We start from the raw sequence: 23,710 nt of genomic DNA, 5'->3' as shown, positions 1-23,710 counted from the left end.
GAAATTATCATGTTTAAGCCAGAATTACTTTCTCCCGCAGGTTCTCTGAAGAACATGCGTTATGCTTTTGCTTATGGGGCTGATGCTGTTTATGCTGGACAACCTCGCTACAGTCTCCGTGTTCGCAACAACGAATTTAATCATGAAAATTTAGCTAAAGGTATTAAAGAAGCCCATGCAATGGGAAAACTGTTCTATGTAGTTGTTAATATTGTACCACATAATGCTAAATTAAAAACTTTTATTCGTGATCTTACTCCAGTTATTGAAATGCAACCAGATGCATTAATTATATCAGATCCTGGCTTAATTATGTTAGTCATGGAAAGATTTCCAACAATAGATATCCATCTTTCTGTCCAAGCAAACGCAGTTAACTGGGCAACCGTAAAATTTTGGCAACAAATTGGATTAAGTAGAATTATTTTGTCTCGTGAGCTTTCGATTGAAGAAATTGCAGAAATTCGTCAACAAGTACCTAATATTGAATTAGAAATTTTTGTTCACGGCGCTCTTTGTATGGCCTATTCTGGTCGTTGCTTACTCTCTAGTTATATTAATAAGCGTGATTCTAATCAAGGAACGTGTACTAATGCTTGTCGTTGGGAATATAAATTACAAGAAGGAAGAGAAGACTTAATTGGTAATGTAGTTCATTATAATAACCAGATTAAGATGAAAAATATTCAGCCCTCAGTAGGTAGTGGTCACCCTACTGACAAAGTTTTTTTAATGAAAGAAATTAAACATAATAGTGAATATATGACCACTTTTGAAGATGAGCATGGTACCTATATTATGAATTCTAAAGATCTACGAGCAATTGAACATGTTGAACGTTTGATTAAGATTGGCGTTAACTCATTTAAAATTGAAGGTAGGACCAAATCTTTCTACTATTGTGCTCGAACTGCACAGGTTTATCGTCTGGCTATTGAAGATTCTGTTGCTGGTAAGCCTTTCAATCCTATATTATTAACAGCATTAGAAGGATTAGCTAACCGAGGTTATACTGAAGGTTTTTTACGTAGACATAACCACGATGCTTACCAAACCTATGAATACGGTTATTCTGTTTCTGATAGCCAACAATTTGTTGGTAAATTTACTGGGCAACGTAAAGATGGATTAGCAGAAGTGGAGGTAAAAAATAAATTTAGTATCGGGGATAATTTAGAGTTAATGACACCAGCAGGGAATATTCAATTTACCTTAACTGACTTATTTAATAAAAAATTTTTACCTATTCAAGTTGCACCAGGCAATGGCTATAAAGTTTATCTACCCATTCATGAGGAGATTGAGCTACAGTTTGCTTTATTAATTCGCAATTTGGCCGGGACAACAACCAGAAAATCTAACATTAAGTAACCAATTTAAATAATAAAATAAGGTTAAAAACTAAATTATAATAATAATGAAAATTCAAAAAAATTTCTATTTTTAGTATTTTTAATCTTTGATCTTTTCATTATAGATAATAATCTCTCAAATCTAGTATTATGTTCTATTTAAACTATAATTGATCATTGTATACTACGTAGGTATTGGCTATCCTTTCATTCTTCCAGTAGATTAAGGTGTATAATATTAGGCGCTGCTTTTAACTAAGAACGGTAAGATACTAATCTTATGAAGCTAATTACGTAATCAAATAATACTGTTATTGCTATATAAGCAATAATAATAAACTTACTAATTATTGCTCAAGATAAAATAAGACCATAATTTTTATTTTTCTGCTTCAATTTTTTATATAAAAATATTAATTAAAATTAATATTAGCTTTAAATAAAAAATAGTTTCTTATTTTGATTAAATTTATTTAACCATCATATTTATATAATAAATATTTAATCTGAATAATAATAATTTATTACTTATTTTATTTTTCTCTTTTTTGATATAACAGAATAAACTCGTTTAAAGTTAACAAGTTATGTTATTTTTTAATATTAAAAAATTTATATTAGCTTTTAAATATTTTAATTATATTTAATATTAAAATTGTATAGGTTTATACTATCTACTATTTATATTTTTTATGAACTTTTAAATAATAGTTTTATTTACTAAACAAATGTATGACATACCATTTACTAATTTTATTCAAACGTACTTTAACTACTTTATACTAAAAGTTACTGATTATTTCACTAGAGTGCATTTCTGTAAAAATATTATTTAGTACTGGAATATACTTATAATTTATGATGTTACCATCTATGTTAGTAACTTGGTGCTTAAGATAAGCCTTAATAATGTAATTTAACATTAAATACTAACTAACCTAAGCTTAAAAGCTAGTATTTTAAAAATATGTTAATTACTCAAATCAAAATTTGCCGATATCAAAAAACTAATAATTATCATTACTTATTTGCTGTTAAATTTCAAATGTTAAAAAAAAGCCTAAAGGTTGCTTTTTTATAACTTGCTGGTAACTAATAAGTTTTAGCCCTGGTGCCCAGGGCGGGACTTGAACCCGCATAGCCTTAATGCAGAGGGATTTTAAATCCCTTGTGTTTACCTATTTCACCACCTGGGCTAAATGGAGGCGCGTCCCGGAGTCGAACCGAGGTAAACGGATTTGCAATCCGTGGCATGGCCATTCTGCCAACGCGCCTACTCAATCTAGTTTATACATTGGAGCGGGAAACGAGACTTGAACTCGCGACCCCGACCTTGGCAAGGTCGTACTCTACCAGCTGAGCTATTCCCGCATTTTCACTATATCTTAAGTTAGTTTATTAAATTTATTATTTTTTTATGTACGGTATTTTACTTGTTTCCTGTATTTAGTCAAGACTATTATTGAGTAGTTTAGTTCGTTCATTGGGTTTTTAACTATTTCTATTAAGCTGTATTCAAATTTTTCCAAGCTCTAGATAAATATTTAAACATAGACCAAAACGTTAAAATAGCGGAAAAATAAAGTAATATGATAGCAATAATCTCAATTTGGATGTTAGGATGCCATAATAATCCAACTAATGAGATCATCTGTGTTGTTGTTTTAAATTTCCCAATCCAAGAAACAACTATACAACTACGAGTTCCTACCCTAGCCATCCATTCTCGTAATGAGGAAATAATTATTTCACGTGCAATCATGGTTACTGTAGGTAATGTACCCCACCAGGAATGATAATATTCGGTCACCAATACTAATGCGGTTATTACCATAATTTTATCAGCTACTGGATCTAAAAATGTACCAAATTTAGTTGTTTGTTGCCATAGTCTAGCAAGAAACCCATCAAGCCAATCGGTTAACGCAGCAATGATAAAAAGAAATGCACAAATAAAATGAGCCCAATAAAAAGGAATATAAAAAAATAATATAAAAAATGGAATCAATATGATACGAAAAATTGTTAACCAAGTTGGAATATTCAATTGCATCATGCTCTATAATTGTCTATACAATATAAAATATACAATTACACTACGTTTATTGCTTCAATGCATTAGAATTTTTTTCTGCTAGTTAATATGAAATTGTTAGTACTTTTGTAATTTCATCAAGCCTGGCATTCCGCAAAGCTTATAAGCCTCCCATATATTTAATTTAATTCTCCTTATGACAATAGACTCTTAGGTGGTAACCAACGACCTTTGCTATCAGGATTTTTAAAAAATTTTAGCTGGCTTTGTAATGGTGTTTTTTTGCTACCTATCTTCATTTAGGTAGCATAATGTTCTAATCTGCATTTTATATTTGGAATACATTCATTACTTGGGCTAATTTTTTTTCTACCATTAATAAAAATAATATCTGCTACCTTATTTTGCTCTATATATTTATTATAATTTTTTGTTAACCCAGGATATATAGCGGAATAGTTATTCACCAGACTTAATATTATATTCTTACGAAGATATTCAGAATAGTCATGGTCCATTACTATCAAAAATTTATAATATTAATATAAAAAATATATTCTAAATAATTAGAATTACTATTCTAAATTTACAGGATATAGTTTAATTATTTTTATCATAACAAGTGGAAATGAACTAAGAAATATTGGTTTTTAATAAGCTATTACTAATAGTAATGAGTTACTAACCTAATATTTATAAATAAAACATCGTGATTAAAATAAAAGATAAAACCATATATAACTATTTTATTACCTAAAATAGTAAATTATCGCGATGATAAACATCAATAATTAAATTATCTTCATATTTTTATGATTATTATTTAATATTAAATTTATCAGTTTAGTAATTATTTATACTAAATTTAAGCTAAATAAAAATAACAAAAAATTATTAACTAATTAATTATAATTTTAAATATAACTTTATATATAAGGAGTGAATCGAGATTTTAATGGCATTCTTTGGTCTATTCTGACTTTATTAATCATAATGTCTAGCTCAGTAATTTTATAATTATTCCATAAATAAGAATATTCTTTAACTGCTTCAGGCCATCTGTTGATAACAGAGAATTTTCTTTTGAGACATTCTTGATGTAGTAAATTGTATCGCAAATATAAAAATAGTAATTTATCCCTAAAAAATATAATATGTCCTTTACCTAGAGTATATGAAGTTAACGTCGACAATATAACATTACCTTTTTTTTTTACAATATAGTTTGGTATGCGAATTAATTCTCTATGTTCAGCTAACAAATGCTGATCACATAGTTTACTAGGCGGAATTACATTTATTCGCGTCATAATTAATTAATAAATAAATTTTTTATGTTAAACGTTTGATTATATCTATTTTACTAAAATAATTTTTTATTTTTTACTCAATGTAGGACCTATAAAACATTTTAATTATATTATTTTAGCTTATAAATTTTATAATGATTAGTAATAAATTTCATAAATTAAATATTAGTTCAGGTTTAGTTAATATACAGGTTAGCCGCCACTCAATCTTATTAGTAAAAATGTTATTTTAAGGTTAGAAGAAAATTAATTATTGGTTAAAACATAGGGAATAGCATCTAGTGTAAATTACATAGATATATATTAGCTGATTAATCTTATTAAAAGGTTAGCAATAGCTTATTTTCATTTTTCTAATTAGCAAAAAGTATAACTCATTGAGTTATAATCTTGCTTTAGTTTATTTTTTAGTATTTTAATTAGTAATGTTATAGTAAATTAATTTAATAAAAAAATATTTAATTTTATTGGATCATACTAGTAACAGTTGTATACTAATGATAGTCTTAAATGTTAATTTTTTGTCCTTTAAACAGAAATTTTATCATTTCTTGCTCTAGCAATTTCCGGTCTTGATAATTCAAGGTGCTAAGTTTTTTTTCATTGATTAGTATTGTTTGCTTGCTTATCCATTGTTCCCAGGCTTCTTTAGATATTTGATTAAATATATATTTACCTATTTCACCAGGATAAAGGATAAAATCTAACCCTTTAGCTTCACGTTGTAGAAACATACAAAAAATAATTCTACTCATTAAGTAGATCCTAAAATTAATAAAGTTAATACCTAAATTATTTAAGTAATTTTTAATTGGTATAGATAAGCTAATTGTTATATTTTGTTATAAGTTATACCAAATTTAGGGCTTTCTATAAATGCCAGAAAAATTAATTAAGATTGTTATCTATAGGTATAACATCTAAATTAAAACAGTTAAAAGTATTATATGTAATTAATTACTTAACTGTATTATATACAATACTGGAATTATTTCACTACTTATTTAGTGCATTAAGCGTATTTAATTGTTGGGAAATATATAATATTTCTCAAATTCCAGTTAAATTTTAATATTTTATAATAAAACCTAGCAGCATTTAGTAGTAATTGGTTATCTCGTATTTTTTTAGAAAACTTTATCATCTATGATGTTTAAAAGCATAGTAACCTTTTTGTAACTGGAATAATTAGCATTTATTTACTCCGCCGATAGATTAGGGCACCAATATATATAATATCCTGATTAAAATATTAAGTATTATTTGCAGTGATTAACATGGGATTAATCTTTGATAAGAGTATTTTTTTATTTATCTCACCTATAATTGTTATAGTAACAAATAATAACGCGTTTTACATTACTCTCTAGTATCAGTAGATATTTATTTTTTGATAAAGCTAAAATATCGCCGGCCGTGGAGTTTTTGATACTAGAAAGTTAAATAACTTGTTATAATTTATTAGGTAATGAGCATAATAAAATTATGCTACTTTATAAAAAATACTAATTTTAGTGTAATGAATGAGTCAAGTACATCCATAGATGTAAGATTTTATCTTGCTGGGTATTTATTAAATAAGTTAATCAATTTTTAAAAGTAGTAGATTACTATAGTAATCTATGTTTATACCAATATTATTTTAGACAATCAAACGTTATAAATAGATCTTTTATTGGAAGGCGATTGTTTACGGCCTTAAATATGATAACAATTAAGTATAGAGTAATAAAATTGCAGTGTATCCAGATAACAAGTTTTTACCTTAAACATGGTTATAAAAAGTTGCTTTTGATATGAGCAATGGTATTATTATTAGTTGTATTTTATGCAAGGGACATATATTTACTCTTTAGTTAGATATTAGCTTTTATGAATTTTTTAATTCTATTAATAGAGTATTTATTTAAAACTCCAAGTTTCATATTTAACGGTTCGTAATATAATTGTTACCATTATTAATAATGTTCATTAGGAAAAATAAATCTCAATACTTGTTATGAAAAGTGTTATTACTCCAGAAATTAATGAAGATGGCAAAGTAATACGTCGTGTTCGTAGTTTTGTTCGCCGTCAGGGAAGATTAACTACTCGTCAAGAAAATGCACTAAAAATGTTATGGCCAAAGATGGGGGTAGATTTTACCGGCCAAATTCTATCATTTGATTCCCTATTTGGTAATAATGCTCCGGTAACTTTAGAAATTGGTTTTGGTATGGGGTCAACGTTAGTTACCATGGCTGAACAAAATATAGCTCAAAATTTTTTTGGTATTGAAGTCCATATGCCTGGAATTGGGGCTTGTTTAGCAGCAGCAAAAGAAGCCAATATTAGTAATTTACGTATTATATGTCATGACGCAATTGAAGTATTGGAGAAAATGTTGCTAAATAGTTCATTAAATATGGTACACCTTTTTTTCCTGATCCATGGCATAAAGTAAGGCATAATAAGCGTAGAATTTTGCAGCATTCTTTTGCTAAGCTTGTTTTACTTAAATTGGAATTAGGTGGTATATTTCATATTGTAACAGATTGGCAGTCTTATGCAGAGCATATATTAAGTGTAATGCATGAAATCAGTGATTATCGCAATTTATCAGCAACCGGAGATTATGTTCAGCGACCTACTACAAGACCAGTTACTAAATTTGAAAAGCGTGGCCAACAACTTGGCTACAAGGTATTTGATCTTATGTTTGAAAAAATAACATAATATATTAATAGCCTAGCTATTAATTTAATTTTATCATAATTGTTGAGTGCATTAATTCTGCCTCGGTTTAGAATTTTTTATCTGGTTGAGAAAAAGCTATACTTGCTCGTAGCATGCCTTCTTGATGCATATTGTATGTTAGTGGGGAAAAAAAATTGCCAATTTATATTACATGCACCCATCCCATAAGTGAAAATTATCCTGAAAATAGAATAAATTTTTCAACAATATCCTATTCATAAATTTACGCCGGGAGGGAGTATTGATAGATTATCCGGTGTGATACGCCATTGTCCACGTCCGTCACCAGTACGAAATTTAACAATCACAAAATCGCCTAACTAGGTAAATAACTGTGGCCATTGTGTTTGATTGTTAGTAGTTAACGATAAAAAATCTAGCAGTTTTTTTGTAGCAAACGATCGGCCAGTTGTTGGAAGATATCAAGATTAATAAAGCTAGGCGGGCGAGCTAATTTATATGATCTGTAATTCTTTTTTTTGCTAGTTGGGTGTACGATGAGCAGAAATAATTTATATATGATAGGGTGAGTATATCGGCTACATATTTCATGGTGCTCCAGTTGTTTTTGTAACCTATTACTATAGTAATTTTAGTATTATAAGGTGAAAAATTTTGTGACTGAAATTACGCGATCATTAATTTGTTGCTAAGATATTTAAGTCATGTATTGATAGAAAATTAAGTGAAATAATTTCATTATATAAAAGGAACCCGGTTGCCTAAATTTTTCATCACAGAATTAAATTGATCTGAAAAAAGTTAATAAAAATGAAAATAAAGAAGCTCAATGGTTTTAGGTATTATTTTACTCACTGAGTAATTTTGATTCCAGGTAGATAAACTAATCTGTATAATACTTTACTATTAATATTAATTTTATAAATAGCCAGTGCTATGCATGCATATGTCTGTAAATCATCGAATAAACTTAATTTTGCTGTTATTACGCATTATTTCAGCTAAATACTGGCTAGTCAGATAAGGGAAAATTTAGAAATAGCAGCTCCAGCAATTATATACTAGTTTTCTATAAAGCGGATAATAAATATCTTCAGTATAAAGTGTATCAAAGTGTAAAATACGGATATAGTGGCCATGTAGCGTTAATACTTTCTTTGTTAAGAAGGTTAGATAAAATTTTTAGCAAATTTATTACCTAGTAATAAATTATGATTATCATGAATAAAGTAGCAAGTAACCACAATTATTTTGCTGTTTAAAACTAAAATTTATAAATTTGTTATTGGATAACATTAATAAAAAATTGTGCTGTTGCTGAATGAAGATTATTATTTCTAGCCATCGGTAGCATCCTAAGGTTATTTTAAAAGCTGTTATTTACTGAATTTTTGATTAAAATTTTATTTGTTTTTTGCTGCATTCAGTGTTTGAATCCTTCACTTATGGATTATAAACACTTTTATAACACTATGAAAAGTTATGTTATCATAAAATCTATCATTTCAATAATTGTTTAAAATTACTTTTATAAGTAATCTTTCATTAAATATATTAATGATAATATAACCTAAATTTATATGAAAAGTTACTATAATTATTATTCTGATAAATTCTTATATGTAATTTACACCTCAAAGTAATCAATTTAAAGTAGATTAACTATTTTATTAAATGTTGTGCTGATTGCCACAGTATTTGTGGAATATTGAATAATTTCCTTGTACCTTATAGTTGCATAATTAAAAATATAGGCCCCAAATAGTAGGGGTTTTTAGTAACAAGAATATTCTGGATATTATTATAATAAAAATAAACTATTTACTGCATGTGCAGACTGATGATGGAAAATGGTTCAATGTTAAAAATTTATAATACACTAAGTCGTAAGAAAGAAAAGTTTAGACCGATTATTCCAGGCAAAATTGGCATGTACGTGTGTGGCGTTACTATTGATGATTTATGTCATATTGGCCATGGTAGAACCTTTGTCTGTTTTGATGTGATCACCCGTTATTTGCGTTATCTTGGTTACGATTTGACATATGTACGTAACATTACTGACGTTGATGATAAGATTATAAAAAGGGCAGCTGAAAATAATGAAACATGTGACGCTTTGACATCACGTATGTTAGTTGAAATGTATAAAGATTTTGCTGCTTTAAATATTTTGATACCTGATTTTGAACCACGAGCAACGCATCATATTAAAGAAATTATTGCCTTGACCGAGCTACTAATTAAACGTGGTCATGCTTATATTTCAGATAATGGTGATGTTATGTTCGCTATAAATAGCAACCCTCATTATGGACTATTATCCCGCCAAGATCTTGATCGGTTACAAACTGGATCACGGGTTGAGGTTGTAGATACCAAGCTTAATCCATTAGATTTTGTGTTATGGAAGATATCTAAACCAAATGAGCCAAGTTGGTCTTCCCCTTGGGGAAGAGGAAGGCCAGGTTGGCATATTGAGTGTTCTGGTATGAATAATAAGCAACTGGGTGAACATTTTGATATCCATGGTGGTGGTTCAGATTTGATGTTTCCTCATCATGAAAATGAAATAGCTCAATCAACTTGTGCTTATAATGGACCCTATGTAAATTATTGGATGCATACTGGAATGGTTATGGTTGAACGGCAGAAAATGTCAAAATCATTAAATAATTTTTTTACTATTCGTGATGTATTGATGAGTTATGATGCAGAAACAGTGCGTTATTTCTTAATATCAGGACATTACCGTAGCCAATTAAATTATACGGAAGAAAATTTAAAGCAAGCTCGCACTGCACTTAAGCGTCTTTATACCTCTTTACTAGATACTAATCCTAATCATATTAAATCTACTAATAATGAAATATTTAAGCTACGGTTTATGCAAGCCATGAATGATGACTTTAATACGCCAGAGGCTTGTTCAGTTCTATTTGATTTAGCAAGAGAAATTAATAGATTGAAAGTAAATAATATGGCAATGGCTAATGGGTTAGCACTACAATTACGTAAATTAGCTAATATATTAGGTTTTTTATCACAAAATTCTGAAAAATTCTTACAAAGAAGAACACAAGTTTCTGATAGCGCTGACATAGAAAAAATTGAGTTATTAATTAAGCAACGTAATGATGCACGCGAAAAAAAATTATGGGCACAGGCTGATTTGGTGCGTGATAAACTGACTGAAATGGGCATTATATTAGAGGATAGTTTACAAGGAACCGTATGGCGTAGTAAGTAAAATAGGTAAGTTTAGTTTGTTATTTGGCATTAATATTATCTTATAGTTATGTTATTTTAATATATTCATCATTTATGTTGTTAAATAACACTGAACATAGGTAGAATTAATTAATAATGTTATTGTTTATAATTTAACATATAGTTGCGACTTAATATTTTATGGCCTATTAGTTAGTATTTTGATTATCATGATATGCTTCACAAGCTTGCAAGGTATTTTGCATTAATGTAGCCACTGTCATTGGGCCAACGCCACCAGGCACAGGGGTGATCCAACTAGCGCGTTGTTGTGCTTCTTGATAGCATACATCACCGGTAACTTTGCCATCTTCAAGTCGGTTAATTCCTACATCCATAACAATAGCACCAGGTTTTATCCATTCACCTGGAATAAAATTTGGTTTCCCAATAGCAACGACTAGTAAATCAGCTTGTTCTACATGATAACGTAAATTAGTGGTAAAGCGGTGGACAATGGTAGTAGTACAACCTGCTAGTAGTAATTCTAGACTCATAGGACGGCCTACAATATTTGAAGCACCAACGATAACTGCATTTAAACCAAGTAAATTTATCTTGTAGTGCTCAAGCAAGGTAATAATACCGCGAGGTGTACAAGGACGTATTCTTGGAGCTCGTTGGCAAAGACGACCTATGTTATAAGGATGAAAACCATCAACATCTTTGTCTGGATTTATATGTTCTAATATTTTGATATAGTTAAGATTTTCTGGCAGCGGTAATTGAAGCAGGATGCCATCAATTGCCTTATCATTATTAAGTTTATCAATTAATTGTAAAAGTTCATACTCAGTGGTTTTCCAAGCTAAATTATATGAGCTAGAAACAAAACCAACTGCTTCACAAGTACGACGTTTATTGTTTACGTATATTTGTGAAGCTGGATTATTACCGATTGAAATTACTGCAAGTCCGGTAGCTCGCTTGCCTAGTGAAAGTCTAGATTTAACTTTATCAGCAATTTCCTCTCTGATTGTTTTAGAAATCATTTTTCCATCAATAATTTTTGCTGACATTTATTTCATTAATCCATCAAATATTGTGATAAAGTTATTTAGTTATAAGCTATGCTGTCAGTTTTATTAATAGCTAGAAAATGAGCCCCCTGAAAATAAGTTGACTCAGTGCTCAGTCACCATATAATCTAACGATATAATTTTATTATTTAACAGGCAAGCTTAAACGCCCTTAGCTCAGTTGGATAGAGCAACGGCCTTCTAAGCCGTAGGTTACAGGTTCAAATCCTGTAGGGCGTACCAATAAAATTCAGTGGTTACGAATATTTTTTGATATCTGCTTAAAAAGCAGAGCAAATAAATAGGTAAATTTAGTTATTTTCTTATTCAACCCAAAAGTTCCCTCTAGCTAGCTGAAGTAGACCATAGCCATACATAAACTTATATTTAGGCAATTAACCTTTTGCTATCTGTGTTACTTTAGCTGGATTTATGTGCATATTTAGCTTGGGTTCGCAGTTTACCTGGCTATTAATGTATCTAAAAATATTAGGCTAGTTTATAGTTACTTTTAGCACTTATAGCACTTACTATACTTGCGGTATAAACTAACTAAAATATAAGTAGAGTTTGAGTTGATAGGGTAGACATATTTAACATATTCTACTAGGGTAATGTGATAAATTTCATTTAAATTAAATCAAGCCGCTGCTACGTTCTTCATAACATAATGTCGCGCATGATAGATTATGTTATTCTTAGTAATGTTTTTTGTAATAGAAATCAATGTATTTTACTTGATCTCCTTATGAAAATAAAATACGGGCATAATTTTAAAACAATAGCTGCCAATACTGATGCAGAACGCACCAACATAATATTTGGTGGTCCTTGCCGCCTTTACCACCTCAGCGGTATAAGAAGAGATATATTATAAATGACCATTCTTTTTTATCTACCTGTATTAATTTAGATAGTCCTTCATCGCAGCTTAAACATCACTATTAGGCAATGTGATACTTTTCATCATTCAAACTACTCACAATAACCAGATAAGTTAATATGAGTAATTTTTCTTCATCCCATGTTATATATTTAACTAAGCCAGCCGTTCTTATTATGTATATCTATTATATAGCTTTGAGGAATAATTATAACTATTGATTTCTATGAACTTATCATATCAGTATTAAGCTATATTTTTATGCATTGATTATTATTCCAACATTTCAGCAAAACGTAAAACTGAGCTTCTTGCTCGTGGGTTTTCAATAACTTCTCTTGCTGTCGGTTTTATTTTACCTAAAAATTTTAATTTAGGGCTACCAATTGCTTTTAATTGCATATTTGTTAATGGTAATCCGATCGGAATTTTGGGTCCTCTGCTATGTTTGTAGATAAAATGTTTAACCAGTCTATCTTCCAATGAGTTAAAACTAATAATGGCCAGCCTTCCCTTTGGTGCCAATATTTTCAATGAACCATCTAGTGCTTTTGTTATTTCATCCAATTCACTATTGATATAAATACGAATTGCCTGAAACGATCGCGTTGCTGGATGTTTATATTTTTCTTTGAACGGACTAACTTTTACTATTAATTCTGCTAGTTGTTTTGTCCGTGTTAATGGCTCTTCTGCTGAATTATGGTTACGATCTACAATTGCTTTTGCAATTTTTTTTGCAAATCGTTCTTCTCCATAAGTTTTCAATACCCAAGCTATATCTGCTTCTTCCCCCTTCATCAACCAATCAGTAGCAGATTGACCTGTTGTTGGATCCATCCGCATATCTAATGGACCATCCCGCATAAAAGAAAACCCTCGCTCTAGATCATCTAATTGTGGTGATGAAACACCTAAATCAAGCAGTATACCATCAATCTTTCCAACTAATCGATCTTCTGCAATTAATGTTTTTAACTGAGAAAAAGAACCATGAGTAATTGAAAATCTGTTATCAGTAATGAGCTTTTTAGCTGCTACCACAGCATGTGGATCACGATCTATGGCTATAAGACGCCCTTGACTGCTTAACCGAGAGAGAATTAATTGAGAATGCCCCCCTCGGCCAAAAGTACCGTCAACATAAATGCCATGTTCTTTTATATTTAATTTATTAATTGCTTCATCAAGAAGCACACTAACGTGTTTTAATCTACTTTTTGCCATATTAAATAAATAGATCTAGTAAATATTAGTTTTATATTGTACTTATTAAATACTAGATCTGCTAATCAATCCTATAACTTAAATTTATTCATTTAACTAAATAACGTAACTTAAGCCCTTAATGTAGACCCAAGGTATTAGCTAGTAAATATCTATCCTACATTCATTGCTATGTCAAATTAATAAATGCTGAACACAATGTTTAGCTAGATTTATAGTAGAAAGTTGTGACAGACAATTTATTCAAAAATGTATAAAGTAATAAAAATCGCTGATGAATGGCTATAGCAATCATATTGCTCTTTATACTATTATTTATGCATACCATGCATGATAGAGCGTAGGAACAAACAGTTAACTTCCATTTGCTGCAGATACTTACGAGTATTGCAACATATAACGTCTTTGCATTTATATTAAATCACCATATTACTCAGCATGTACTATATAGTTTACGACTGGAAAAAAAATATATGATAACGTTATGTTGATTATACAAGTGTAAAATAACATTTGGTGGACATAATTGGTACAAAAAAATCACTATATTTACATAAGAAAATTACTTTTTAAAAAGTTTAAAACTATAGAATAATGAATAAGTATATTCATGTTATTACAATAAAAAATAGCAATTTATTTCAATAAAAGCTCTAGTTTAATATAGAAGAAGTCTCTTGGTTAAATCAAGTGCCAAATGTCTGGTAGGTTCATATTAGTAATCTATACTGTCCTTTATTTTTTACTAACGATGTGTCAGTAAAAAAGCTACATTACGCATTGGGAGAATTTTTTTAACGTTTAGCAATATTGTCTAATATCCTAATGAAAGATGGTTTGCGATAACATAGGATGAGCATTTAACTGAAGGAATATTAGACGTAGATGAATATAATTAGTAATCTGTATGTGTCTAATGAATGGCATGTCATCAGATAATACGCAAAATTAAGCACAGGTTCAGGCATTATTAGATATCTTTGGGTGGGCGTACCAGTATTATTACTGAGCTAATCAGCTTGCCTGTTGCATGTTATGAAGCGCTATCCTGGTGTGAAGCGGTAGCTAAATTAGAAGTGTTTCCTATTTTATGTGTTGATTATTTTACTGGAATTATTAGTTCTTGCGGTTGGCAATGGGAATGGAGCCACCTAAGTATTTGTGAATTAAAATCAGTGCTAAGCACTGGCCGGTGGTTATTTAGTTAGCACAAGCGCTACTGTTGGTTAACTATAGAATTTAATTATTCGCTATTTATTCTCGAGCTAACTAATTATTATCGTTGTCTATAAACATTACTGCAATTAACTCAAAAAACTTAGCATAAGTATTTTCAATACTATTAAGCTGTTAATAAATTAATCTTTGTTGGACAAAACTTTTATTTAAACCATTATTTTACTGACATTTTTTATGATCTTTCTTCCATAGATAGTGGCATTCCATTTTTATGTACTTCTACAGTCTGCTATTAAGCTGGTTAACATAACTGTAGCGTAACTGATGATTATTTATTTCTATCTATTTGCCAGTTGTGCCCAATGAAGCGTCGTGATCTACACGTGACCTAACCAATGGTTGTTACTCCTAGCATGCACGCAATTACCATTAATAGTCAGTAATACACAGTTAATAGCTTGATCAGGAATATTAATTTCTAAGTTAGTTTGGTATTTAGTGTCTTACAGTCGTTAGGCTATTGGCATCGTTGTGTATGAAGGCTGTGTTCATACTAGGTATTTTAGTTTTTTTAGGTCAGCTTAGTAATAAGTGCCCCGTATTTGTTAAACATATTTAACCTACATTTTAAAAACTAAAGCATAAGCAAAAATAACCTTAACCAATATAGGCTAATCCCTTCATGTAGGGACGTAAAACTTCAGGTACTTCAATACGGCCAGCTGCTTGCTGATAATTTTCCATCACCGCTACCAAGGTACGGCCAACAGCTAAACCAGAGCCATTTAAGGTATGCACAAATTGCAGTTTTTGATTTTTTTTATTTCTAAACCGTGCATGCATGCGACGCGCCTGAAAATCTGATGTATTTGAACAAGAAGATATTTCGCGATAAGTATTTTGAGCTGGCAACCATACTTCTAGATCGTAGCTCTTACAAGCCGTAAATCCCATATTGCCAGTACATAAAACAATTTTACGGTAAGGTAATTTTAGTAGTTGCAATACTTTTTCTGCATGGCCAGTTAATTCTTCCAGTGCCGCCATCGATTTTTCTGGCTCTACTATCTGTACTAACTCAACTTTATCGAATTGATGCATCCTAATCAGCCCACGCGTATCGCGACCATAAGAGCCTGCTTCAGAGCGAAAACATGGAGTATGCGCTGTCAAGCGGATCGGCAAATTATCTGCTGCTAAAATCTCATCACGAACTAAATTAGTCATCGGTACTTCAGCAGTTGGGATCAAGATATATTGCTGATTTAATGTCTGTTCTTTCAATGGTTGGGTATGAAAAAGATCTTCACTAAATTTAGGTAACTGGCCAGTGCCATAAAGTGTAGTATGATTAACTAAATAGGGAACATAAGTTTCCGTATAACCATGTTGTTCTGTGTGTAAATCTAACATAAATTGTGCTAAGGCCCTGTGCAAGCGCGCAATTTGTCCTTTCATAACCACAAAACGGGAACCAGTAATTTTTACTGCTGCCGGAAAATCTAGACCACCTGTTAATTCGCCTAATTCTACATGATCTTTAATAGCAAAATTATACTTGCGTGGCTTACCCCAACGACTTATTTCTATACTTTCTGTTTCATCTTTACAGTCTGGGACACTATCATCTGGTAAGTTGGCTAAATTTAAAGTAATATTCTGAATATTATCTTGTATTTGCATTAGCCTCTTTTTAGCGCTATTCAGCTCTTCACCCAACTGGTTCACTTCCTTACGTAAAGCTTTAATATCTTCACCACGCGCTTTTGTTGCCCTAATATTTTTTGAGCAGGAGTTTCGTTCTGCCTGCAAGCTTTCCGTTTTAATTTGTAAAAATTTGCGTTCTTGTTCTAGTTTGCGCAACTTATCTACATCAAGAATAAATCCCCTACGAGCTAGTTTTTCAGCTACTACGTCTAGCTCACTACGGAGTAAATTTGGATCTAGCATGCTTAACCTGTAAAATTATTAACGATAGTATTTTGTTGAGTTATTTTAATCTAGTTGTTTCAGCCAGGAAAAATTTTAGCTAATTTTTATTTTTAAAACAATATTTGATGGATAATAATAAAGTGTTTCTTGCATCATCACTTTTTAAAATTTTTCTAATCTTCTACAATAGCAAAGTTTAATAAATATTCTTATAAATGGAGTGTCTATGAATAAAACTAATCATAGTAGAATTATTATTCTAGGATCTGGTCCAGCTGGCTATACTGCTGCTATTTATGCGGCACGAGCAAATTTAAATCCGGTATTAATCACTGGCTTTCAACCAGGAGGACAATTAACCACCACCACCGAAGTTGAAAATTGGCCAGGAGATCATACCGATTTAATGGGTCCGATATTAATGGAACGGATGCTGCAACATACTAAAAAATTTACTGAAGAAAAAAATATTATTAATGATCACATTCATAAAGTTGATCTACAACAACGGCCGTTCCAACTATCTGGAGATAAAGAAATATATAGCTGCGATGCACTTATTATCGCTACTGGCGCCTCAACTCGCTATCTTGGATTACCTTCTGAAGAAGCCTTTAAAGGTAATGGTGTTTCTACCTGTGCTACCTGTGATGGTTTTTTCCATCGCAAACAAAAAGTTGCGGTTGTCGGGGGTGGAAATACCGCTATTGAAGAAGCACTTTACCTATCAAATATTGCATCAGAAGTATATGTTATTCATCGCCGTGGAGAGTTTCGTGCTGAAAAAATTCTCATCCAACGTATGATGGAAAAAGTCAAAACGGGAAATATTGTGTTATATACTAATTATACTATCGATAAAGTATTAGGTAACGATAGTGGTGTTACTGGAATAAATTTACGTTCAACCCAAAATAACAATATAGAGACACTTTTTGTTACTGGCGTATTTATCGCTATTGGGCATATGCCGAATACAAGTATTTTTATAGATCAGTTAGTATTAAAAAATAGCTACATTCAAGTTAAATCTGGTACTAAAGGCAATGCAACCCAAACCTCAGTTGAAGGTGTTTTTGCTGCTGGTGATGTTATGGATCATATTTATCGGCAAGCAATTACTGCTGCCGGCACTGGTTGTATGGCTGCTCTTGATGCTGAACGTTATTTAGAAGCTTTATACGGTAAATAAATATTGAGAATTATAATAATCTTATAGAAGGTGCTGTATAAATAGTGACTTTTATCTATAAAACTCCGATAAAAGGTAATATAGGATAAAATTAAAATCAATTAATGATAATAATTGTCTTATCAGCAGTATATAAAATTATTTTTATGGATAAATAAAAATCTGGCGACGCTGCTTATCCATGTTACTATAAATTAGTAGTGGCATACTAATCGTTATGCAAGCATTAATTATAGGTAATATACCTAGAGAATAACTATTTATTAAATTTGTATTACTTATTTGTGTCTTTACTGTAAGAACTATCATTCATTAATTTTATTCGGGAAAATATTGGCTCAGTTTGTGGTAAAATTGGATCATGGTGCTAAATAAACTTAATCAGTTAGGGGCTGTTTTGGTTAAAAATAAGACTGCTAGAAGTTGGGCATCCTAATTTACCTCAAATGTATTTAGTAGCTATGATTACTATTATCATTCTTATTATGATTTTACCAATTAACTGGGTGGCTCGCCTAATTTTATTGATCACTGCACCTTTAATCCCATTATTTATAATCTTAGTTGGGTAGGATAGAATCTAATAGGTAAAAATTTATTGCTTTAGCCAGCGATATTTATTGATCTTTAGCTTGGATTATATCCTTTATTACTTTACTTTATAGTATGGAGATATTACACACTATCGCCAAGGAGATATTTCTGGTAGTTGATGTTGAAAGTATTGATCATTTGTATTTCTTGGTTCTGTCTTCTATTTTGTCTGTTTTAGTTATTATTATTTTGCTCACCTTGGAGTTAAGCATATTAGACTTATTTTTTGCTTTTATTATTGGCTCAATTATGTTGTGTTTGTTAGTTACATTACCTTTTTTATTAGGCATGAAAATTTATTTAATACGATCTAATTATCTTTTTTAGCCAAGATAGTACTTGTTTAATCAATATTATTCAGAAATAAGCAGAACTAACTTTTTTTTCCCATTGCCTCGTTTTCACACAGGATTCACTGATATAGAATTTAACTGGATAAAAACCCAATAGTAGCAATCTAACTTAACTGAGCTATCACAATATATTATGATTTTTATCTCTGGCCTTACCGCAATATTACTAATTTGGATGGATGGGATGACTGGGTGGTATTAGTGAGCAGCATAAACCAGGTGCTATTATTGCCCTATTGGGATTTTATCCCTTATCTGCGTTAAAATTTCTTTGGACAGTTGCTGTTGCATTTCAATATTTAGGATAAGTTTTTATTTCAGAAAATCTTTTTATGGAATTAATTAATCATAAACTAGTTGTAACATTTACATATTTAAACATAATGAAAAGTAATCAGGGTTACATTTAATTACCAGATTATCCCAAACAGACCAAATTGATATTACAAAATATCTTTTTAAAACTCAAAGCAGGTGAACATATTGCGCTATTAGGTAAAATTGGTTTTGGTAAATCCACTATGTTACAGTTATTAACTTGTGCATTGGATATAACCTCAATACAGATATTGATAAAATGATAAAACATTACCTAAATTTATGTCAGTATTACCACCACGAACTTATATATTTAGTAATAACTTAAAATAATGAGAAAAGCACCTTAAGTAATTACGATAAATTATAACTATAGGTTATTGCTACTAGTGCACAATGACTAGAATAAGCTTATATAAGCTACTAAATAATAAAAGTCTATACTGTTTTGCATCCATTTAGGGTTACTATTTTTATTGCAGTTTAGCATAACGTAAAATAGATTGCTGAACTTTGCGTTATTAAAAATTTGGCTGTAGATCACTGTTTATTGGTATAATTGCTATTTTAAAATATGCACTTATTCTTTTTTATTACTATTTTCTGCGTCTATATGATAAACTATTTGTATAATAGATCAGCAGGTGTAATTTTACAATTATTTATATGAATATAGTTCTAAAACTATCAAAAGGCAACAGATAGCTTATTTGGCATTAATTTTAAATTAATGGAGTTTTTTCTGCATTACCTTACCTGATCAGTAAAAAATTAAGTAATTAGCTTAGAGGATTAGATGGCTAAAGAAGATAATATTGAAATGCAAGGTACAGTATTAGATACTCTACCTAATACCATGTTTCGTGTTGAACTAGAAAATGGATACATAGTTACTGCTTATATTTCTGGTAAAATGCGTAAAAATTATATCCGTATTCTTACTGGAGATAAAGTAATTGTAGAGTTAACTCCTTATGATCTCAGTAAAGGCCGAATTGTATTTCGTAACCGTTGAGCGCCTATTCTATAAATTTATTACCGTATAAGTAAGGCAATATTTTGTTAAAATACATTGTAATAAAATATTTAACATATCAGATTATATTTTTTTATTTCATCTAATAAAATGACTAAATAAAGATAGTTTATAATTATATCTGTCAATAAAACTCATTTATATTAAAACAAAAAAGTTTAATATTTATTTTTTATCAGTTATATATTAATTTTAGTCTTACCTACACTTGTTATCCCAGGCATAAAAATATACCAATAGGTCTGTGATAACTTCACTTGATTTATTTTAAATCTTTGTTATTGATAGATAAATTATCTTTATAGTTTATTAATTATTTTGTTATATAACTATAACATATAATAAAAAATATAAATTAAACTATTTTTTGAGAATTAATAATAATATGTTTAAGTTATATAAAATTAGTTATATTTAGTTTTTTTTATTAAAAATTAATAAAAGATATTTAATTAGAAATTTTTATGATTTATAATTCATTATCTATTGCTGGAACTGATCCAACAGGTGGTGCAGGTATTCATGCGGATTTGAAAGTATTTTCAGCATTAGGAAACTATGGTGCCGCTGTGATAACAGCATTGGTTGCACAAAATACTTGTGTAGTACAGTCAATTTATAATCTTCCTGGCGAAGTTGTAGCTTCACAACTTGAATCAGTATTAACTGATGTAAAAATTGATAGTGTAAAAATTGGTATGTTATCAAATACTACAAATATCTGCGTAGTAGCAGCATTACAGAAATATTCATTATCTTTTATAGTACTTGATACAGTGATGTTATCTAAAAGTGGTATATCATTATTAGATATTAATGCGATTGATAGTTTTATTAATATTTTATTACCTCAAGTGTCTCTTATTACGCCGAATTTACCAGAGGCGGCAGTGCTTCTTAAGTGTGCTGTGGCGAGAAATGAAAAGGAGATGATATCTCAAGGAAGAAAAATATTATCATTGGGTTGTCCAGCTGTACTTATGAAGGGTGGTCATCTTAATAATAAAGAAAGTCCAGATTGGCTTGTTACCGAAAGTGGTGAATGGCGATATTCATTACCTAAAGTAAGAACACAACATACTCATGGTACTGGTTGTACATTATCTGCAGCGTTGGCGGCACAACGTCCTTACTTTAATAACTGGCATGATACAATTATTGCAGCTAAAGATTATGTGCAAAATACCTTGAAACATGCTAATAGATTATGTGTTGGAGAAGGTATTGGGCCTGTTCATCATTTTTATGCCTGGTGGTGATTTTAATTATGGGATATGTATTTGATAGTATACATTTATTAGTTTTTTATCAGTATTTAAAATAAATACTATGAATAAATTTAATAATTTATCAAATAAATTGTTTAGTAGTTTTAAAGTCATAAATTTTTTAAAATATAATTATTGAGTAGAGTTACAAAAGTTTGTAATGTTATTTATATAATATGCTTTTATCTTTTTTATTTATTAATTAGTTAGTAATTATTATAGCAACCATTGATATATGAACATTTAATGCTGTTCTTTCATTATCTATTAATAGTTAAATCTAAATTAATAGCTAATACCTAATCATATAGATTTAAGCAAAAAGCATACAGCAGTTATTATAGGTTAAATACCAACGCTGTTTGTTGTGCAGGAGGAAAAATATCTATTTATTGAGTAATGCCTATAACCGTTTAATGTACTAAAGATAGAACAACTAGTAAATGCAAAAATAAATATTAAAATAACTTTTTTAAAAAAGTTATTATGATTAATGTAACTAAAATAGTATCCCATAATAATTATGCTGAATAAGAAGTAATAGCAAAACTACTAATTTTAATAATATCTTTTAAGTAGCTATTATTAACGACTTTAATCATTAACCCCATTACTTAATATTAAGTTTAATAGTTTTAGTACTAGGTTTTACTTAATCTTCTGCAGTTTAGTAAAACTAGCATGGGACAGGACAATGCAATGTATCCAGATGATGGATACAATATGTTTTTTAAAAACATACAATGGTAAAAAATAATTATTCATAATAAAAATATTTAATATAAGCATTATACCTTATTTAGGATGAAAATAATAATTAAATATATAATATTTAATTATTATTACTATTTATTAAATATAAATAAACACCCCCAATAGTTATTAATAATAATACAAAACCTATATTGGATATACTCTGTTCATATATACTTACTTTGGTATATCTTAAATAAGATAAATAAAAGATAAGCACATTAAGAATAACAGGAAAATTGATACTACTTATTTAGGTTCGTTTTATTGTTTTAGATATAATATTTTTGCCATTGGTTAAGTAAGATGATGAGAACTTATAATGAAACTTATTTCTACTTATTTATTAGTAATAATAAATAAATTTTATTATTACTAAATATAATTTAATATTTTAAATTTTTATTTAGAATTTAATAAAATTAAATAATTTAATTGATCAAAAATATATATAATTAAGTTTTTTTTTATTTCTTGTAATAGAGGTAATAGTGTTGATAATTGATAGTTAGATGGAACTAATATCGCACAAATAGCTAATAAGATAGCTATAGAATGTTCTAATTTTTGATTAGAATTATTTCCTAATATAGGGAAACAGAAGTTGATTCTTGTTGGCCATAAGAAAGGTATTCCTTTTGCTGTTAGCATATCACCTACTAAATGACTGAAATATCCTAATAAAAATGCCTGAACCAGCGTATAAGAAACCCAGTAACTAGTAGTAAGTTTAGTTGATAATAGTAAAATTAGTACCCATGCAAGTAAACTATGTGTAAAACCACGGTGTCCACATAAACGCCAAATTGGTACAGAAATAAAACGAAATAAACGGCCAAGATAAGATAATGGATGATCTATATCTGGTAGTAGCGCGCCAAGTAATGTACCAGCTAATAAATGAAGTCTATCACCATAGACGAATTCAGGTGTAATTGACAGTTTATGTACAAGTATTAATGATGATACTGAAAAAAATAGATGTCCGGTAGCAGTCATATCACATAATATCCAACTATTTGTTTATATAGTTGGTAAACTATAATAGTTTTAGTTTAAGTTTAGTAGTATAATGGAAAAATATCTTATTTTAAATTAAGAAAAGCAATATTACATTAGTTTAGCAGTTTACTACAGTAGTAAACTGTTAATAGATGAAATCTAAAATATAATATATATTTAGTTAGCGTATTAAGTTTAATATATCCTAATGCCCAACATTTATTAGGTTAAGTAGTAATTTTTTTGAGGAACACTAGGTATACATGCAAATTTTAACCGCAATCATACTA

14 protein-coding genes, 4 tRNA genes and 1 pseudogene are annotated in these 23,710 nt (G+C 29.6%); 9 read left to right on the top strand and 10 right to left on the bottom strand.

What is annotated here, in order from left to right; translation table 11 throughout:
- Nucleotides 1-9 precede the first annotated feature (9 nt).
- Nucleotides 10-1,371: a prephenate-dependent tRNA uridine(34) hydroxylase TrhP gene (gene trhP, locus WBAF_RS01080; protein WP_121463246.1), complete on the top strand. Its 1,362-nt coding sequence runs from the start codon at nt 10-12 to the stop codon at nt 1,369-1,371.
- Between the two features lie 1,090 nt (nt 1,372-2,461).
- Here the strand turns inward: trhP and WBAF_RS01075 are convergent.
- From WBAF_RS01075 to WBAF_RS01050, 6 genes are all read right to left on the bottom strand, one after another.
- A tRNA-Leu gene (locus WBAF_RS01075) sits at nt 2,462-2,548 on the bottom strand.
- 4 nt (nt 2,549-2,552) lie between these two features.
- Nucleotides 2,553-2,626 (bottom strand) — tRNA-Cys (locus WBAF_RS01070).
- A gap of 21 nt (nt 2,627-2,647) precedes the next feature.
- Nucleotides 2,648-2,723: transfer RNA gene (locus WBAF_RS01065), tRNA-Gly, on the bottom strand.
- 133 nt (nt 2,724-2,856) lie between these two features.
- The gene (pgsA, locus tag WBAF_RS01060; RefSeq protein ID WP_121463245.1) at nt 2,857-3,405 is read right to left on the bottom strand and encodes a CDP-diacylglycerol--glycerol-3-phosphate 3-phosphatidyltransferase; all 549 of its coding nucleotides are present in this window, start codon (nt 3,403-3,405) and stop codon (nt 2,857-2,859) included.
- A gap of 908 nt (nt 3,406-4,313) precedes the next feature.
- Complete coding sequence (locus tag WBAF_RS02595; protein ID WP_121463244.1) at nt 4,314-4,697, bottom strand: pyrimidine dimer DNA glycosylase/endonuclease V; 384 nt, start codon at nt 4,695-4,697, stop codon at nt 4,314-4,316.
- Nucleotides 4,698-5,203: 506 nt separating this feature from the next.
- Entirely contained in the window at nt 5,204-5,452 is a 249-nt protein-coding gene (locus WBAF_RS01050; RefSeq protein ID WP_121463243.1) for an oxidative damage protection protein, read from the bottom strand.
- Nucleotides 5,453-6,696: 1,244 nt separating this feature from the next.
- On the opposite strand from WBAF_RS01050, the pseudogene trmB reads away from it, so the two are divergent.
- Nucleotides 6,697-7,412: pseudogene (gene trmB / locus WBAF_RS01045) on the top strand (tRNA (guanosine(46)-N7)-methyltransferase TrmB).
- Nucleotides 7,413-9,252: 1,840 nt separating this feature from the next.
- Nucleotides 9,253-10,644 carry a cysteine--tRNA ligase gene (gene cysS / locus WBAF_RS01040; protein WP_121463462.1) on the top strand — a complete coding sequence of 464 codons (1,392 nt, stop codon included), beginning with the start codon at nt 9,253-9,255 and terminating at the stop codon, nt 10,642-10,644.
- A gap of 169 nt (nt 10,645-10,813) precedes the next feature.
- Here cysS and folD read toward each other — a convergent pair whose 3' ends face one another.
- Nucleotides 10,814-11,683, bottom strand: coding sequence for a bifunctional methylenetetrahydrofolate dehydrogenase/methenyltetrahydrofolate cyclohydrolase FolD (gene folD, locus WBAF_RS01035; RefSeq protein ID WP_121463242.1), 870 nt, complete (start codon nt 11,681-11,683; stop codon nt 10,814-10,816).
- Between the two features lie 166 nt (nt 11,684-11,849).
- Between folD and WBAF_RS01030 the strand changes: the two genes are divergently transcribed.
- Nucleotides 11,850-11,926 (top strand) — tRNA-Arg (locus tag WBAF_RS01030).
- Nucleotides 11,927-12,839: 913 nt separating this feature from the next.
- Here WBAF_RS01030 and rsmH read toward each other — a convergent pair.
- Nucleotides 12,840-13,793 carry a 16S rRNA (cytosine(1402)-N(4))-methyltransferase RsmH gene (rsmH, locus tag WBAF_RS01025; RefSeq protein WP_121463241.1) on the bottom strand — a complete coding sequence of 318 codons (954 nt, stop codon included), beginning with the start codon at nt 13,791-13,793 and terminating at the stop codon, nt 12,840-12,842.
- Between the two features lie 980 nt (nt 13,794-14,773).
- On the opposite strand from rsmH, the gene WBAF_RS01020 reads away from it, so the two are divergent.
- Nucleotides 14,774-15,001: a hypothetical protein gene (locus WBAF_RS01020; RefSeq protein ID WP_121463240.1), complete on the top strand. Its 228-nt coding sequence runs from the start codon at nt 14,774-14,776 to the stop codon at nt 14,999-15,001.
- 628 nt (nt 15,002-15,629) lie between these two features.
- Here the strand turns inward: WBAF_RS01020 and serS are convergent.
- Nucleotides 15,630-16,922: a serine--tRNA ligase gene (gene serS / locus WBAF_RS01015; RefSeq protein ID WP_121463239.1), complete on the bottom strand. Its 1,293-nt coding sequence runs from the start codon at nt 16,920-16,922 to the stop codon at nt 15,630-15,632.
- A 208-nt stretch (nt 16,923-17,130) separates the two neighbouring features.
- Between serS and trxB the strand changes: the two genes are divergently transcribed.
- The 4 genes from trxB to thiD all read left to right on the top strand — a co-directional run bounded on the left by trxB (nt 17,131) and on the right by thiD (nt 21,656).
- Nucleotides 17,131-18,096, top strand: coding sequence for a thioredoxin-disulfide reductase (gene trxB, locus WBAF_RS01010; protein ID WP_121463238.1), 966 nt, complete (start codon nt 17,131-17,133; stop codon nt 18,094-18,096).
- Between the two features lie 1,384 nt (nt 18,097-19,480).
- A complete protein-coding gene (locus tag WBAF_RS02590; RefSeq protein WP_121463237.1) occupies nt 19,481-19,624 on the top strand; it encodes an ATP-binding cassette domain-containing protein in 144 nt (47 codons plus the stop codon).
- A 533-nt stretch (nt 19,625-20,157) separates the two neighbouring features.
- Entirely contained in the window at nt 20,158-20,376 is a 219-nt protein-coding gene (gene infA, locus WBAF_RS01000; RefSeq protein WP_121463236.1) for a translation initiation factor IF-1, read from the top strand.
- Nucleotides 20,377-20,861: 485 nt separating this feature from the next.
- Nucleotides 20,862-21,656 carry a bifunctional hydroxymethylpyrimidine kinase/phosphomethylpyrimidine kinase gene (thiD, locus tag WBAF_RS00995; protein WP_121463235.1) on the top strand — a complete coding sequence of 265 codons (795 nt, stop codon included), beginning with the start codon at nt 20,862-20,864 and terminating at the stop codon, nt 21,654-21,656.
- Between the two features lie 1,164 nt (nt 21,657-22,820).
- Here the strand turns inward: thiD and WBAF_RS00990 are convergent.
- Nucleotides 22,821-23,417, bottom strand: a complete 597-nt coding sequence (locus WBAF_RS00990; RefSeq protein WP_121463234.1) for a metal-dependent hydrolase — start codon at nt 23,415-23,417, stop codon at nt 22,821-22,823.
- Nucleotides 23,418-23,710: the final 293 nt, after the last annotated feature.

Origin of the sequence: Arsenophonus endosymbiont of Aleurodicus dispersus (genome assembly GCF_900343015.1) — a bacterium.
In the GTDB taxonomy this organism is placed as follows: domain Bacteria; phylum Pseudomonadota; class Gammaproteobacteria; order Enterobacterales; family Enterobacteriaceae; genus Arsenophonus.
The sequence above is the reverse complement of the archived record's forward strand: the minus strand, read 5'-3'. Positions and strand labels throughout refer to the sequence as shown.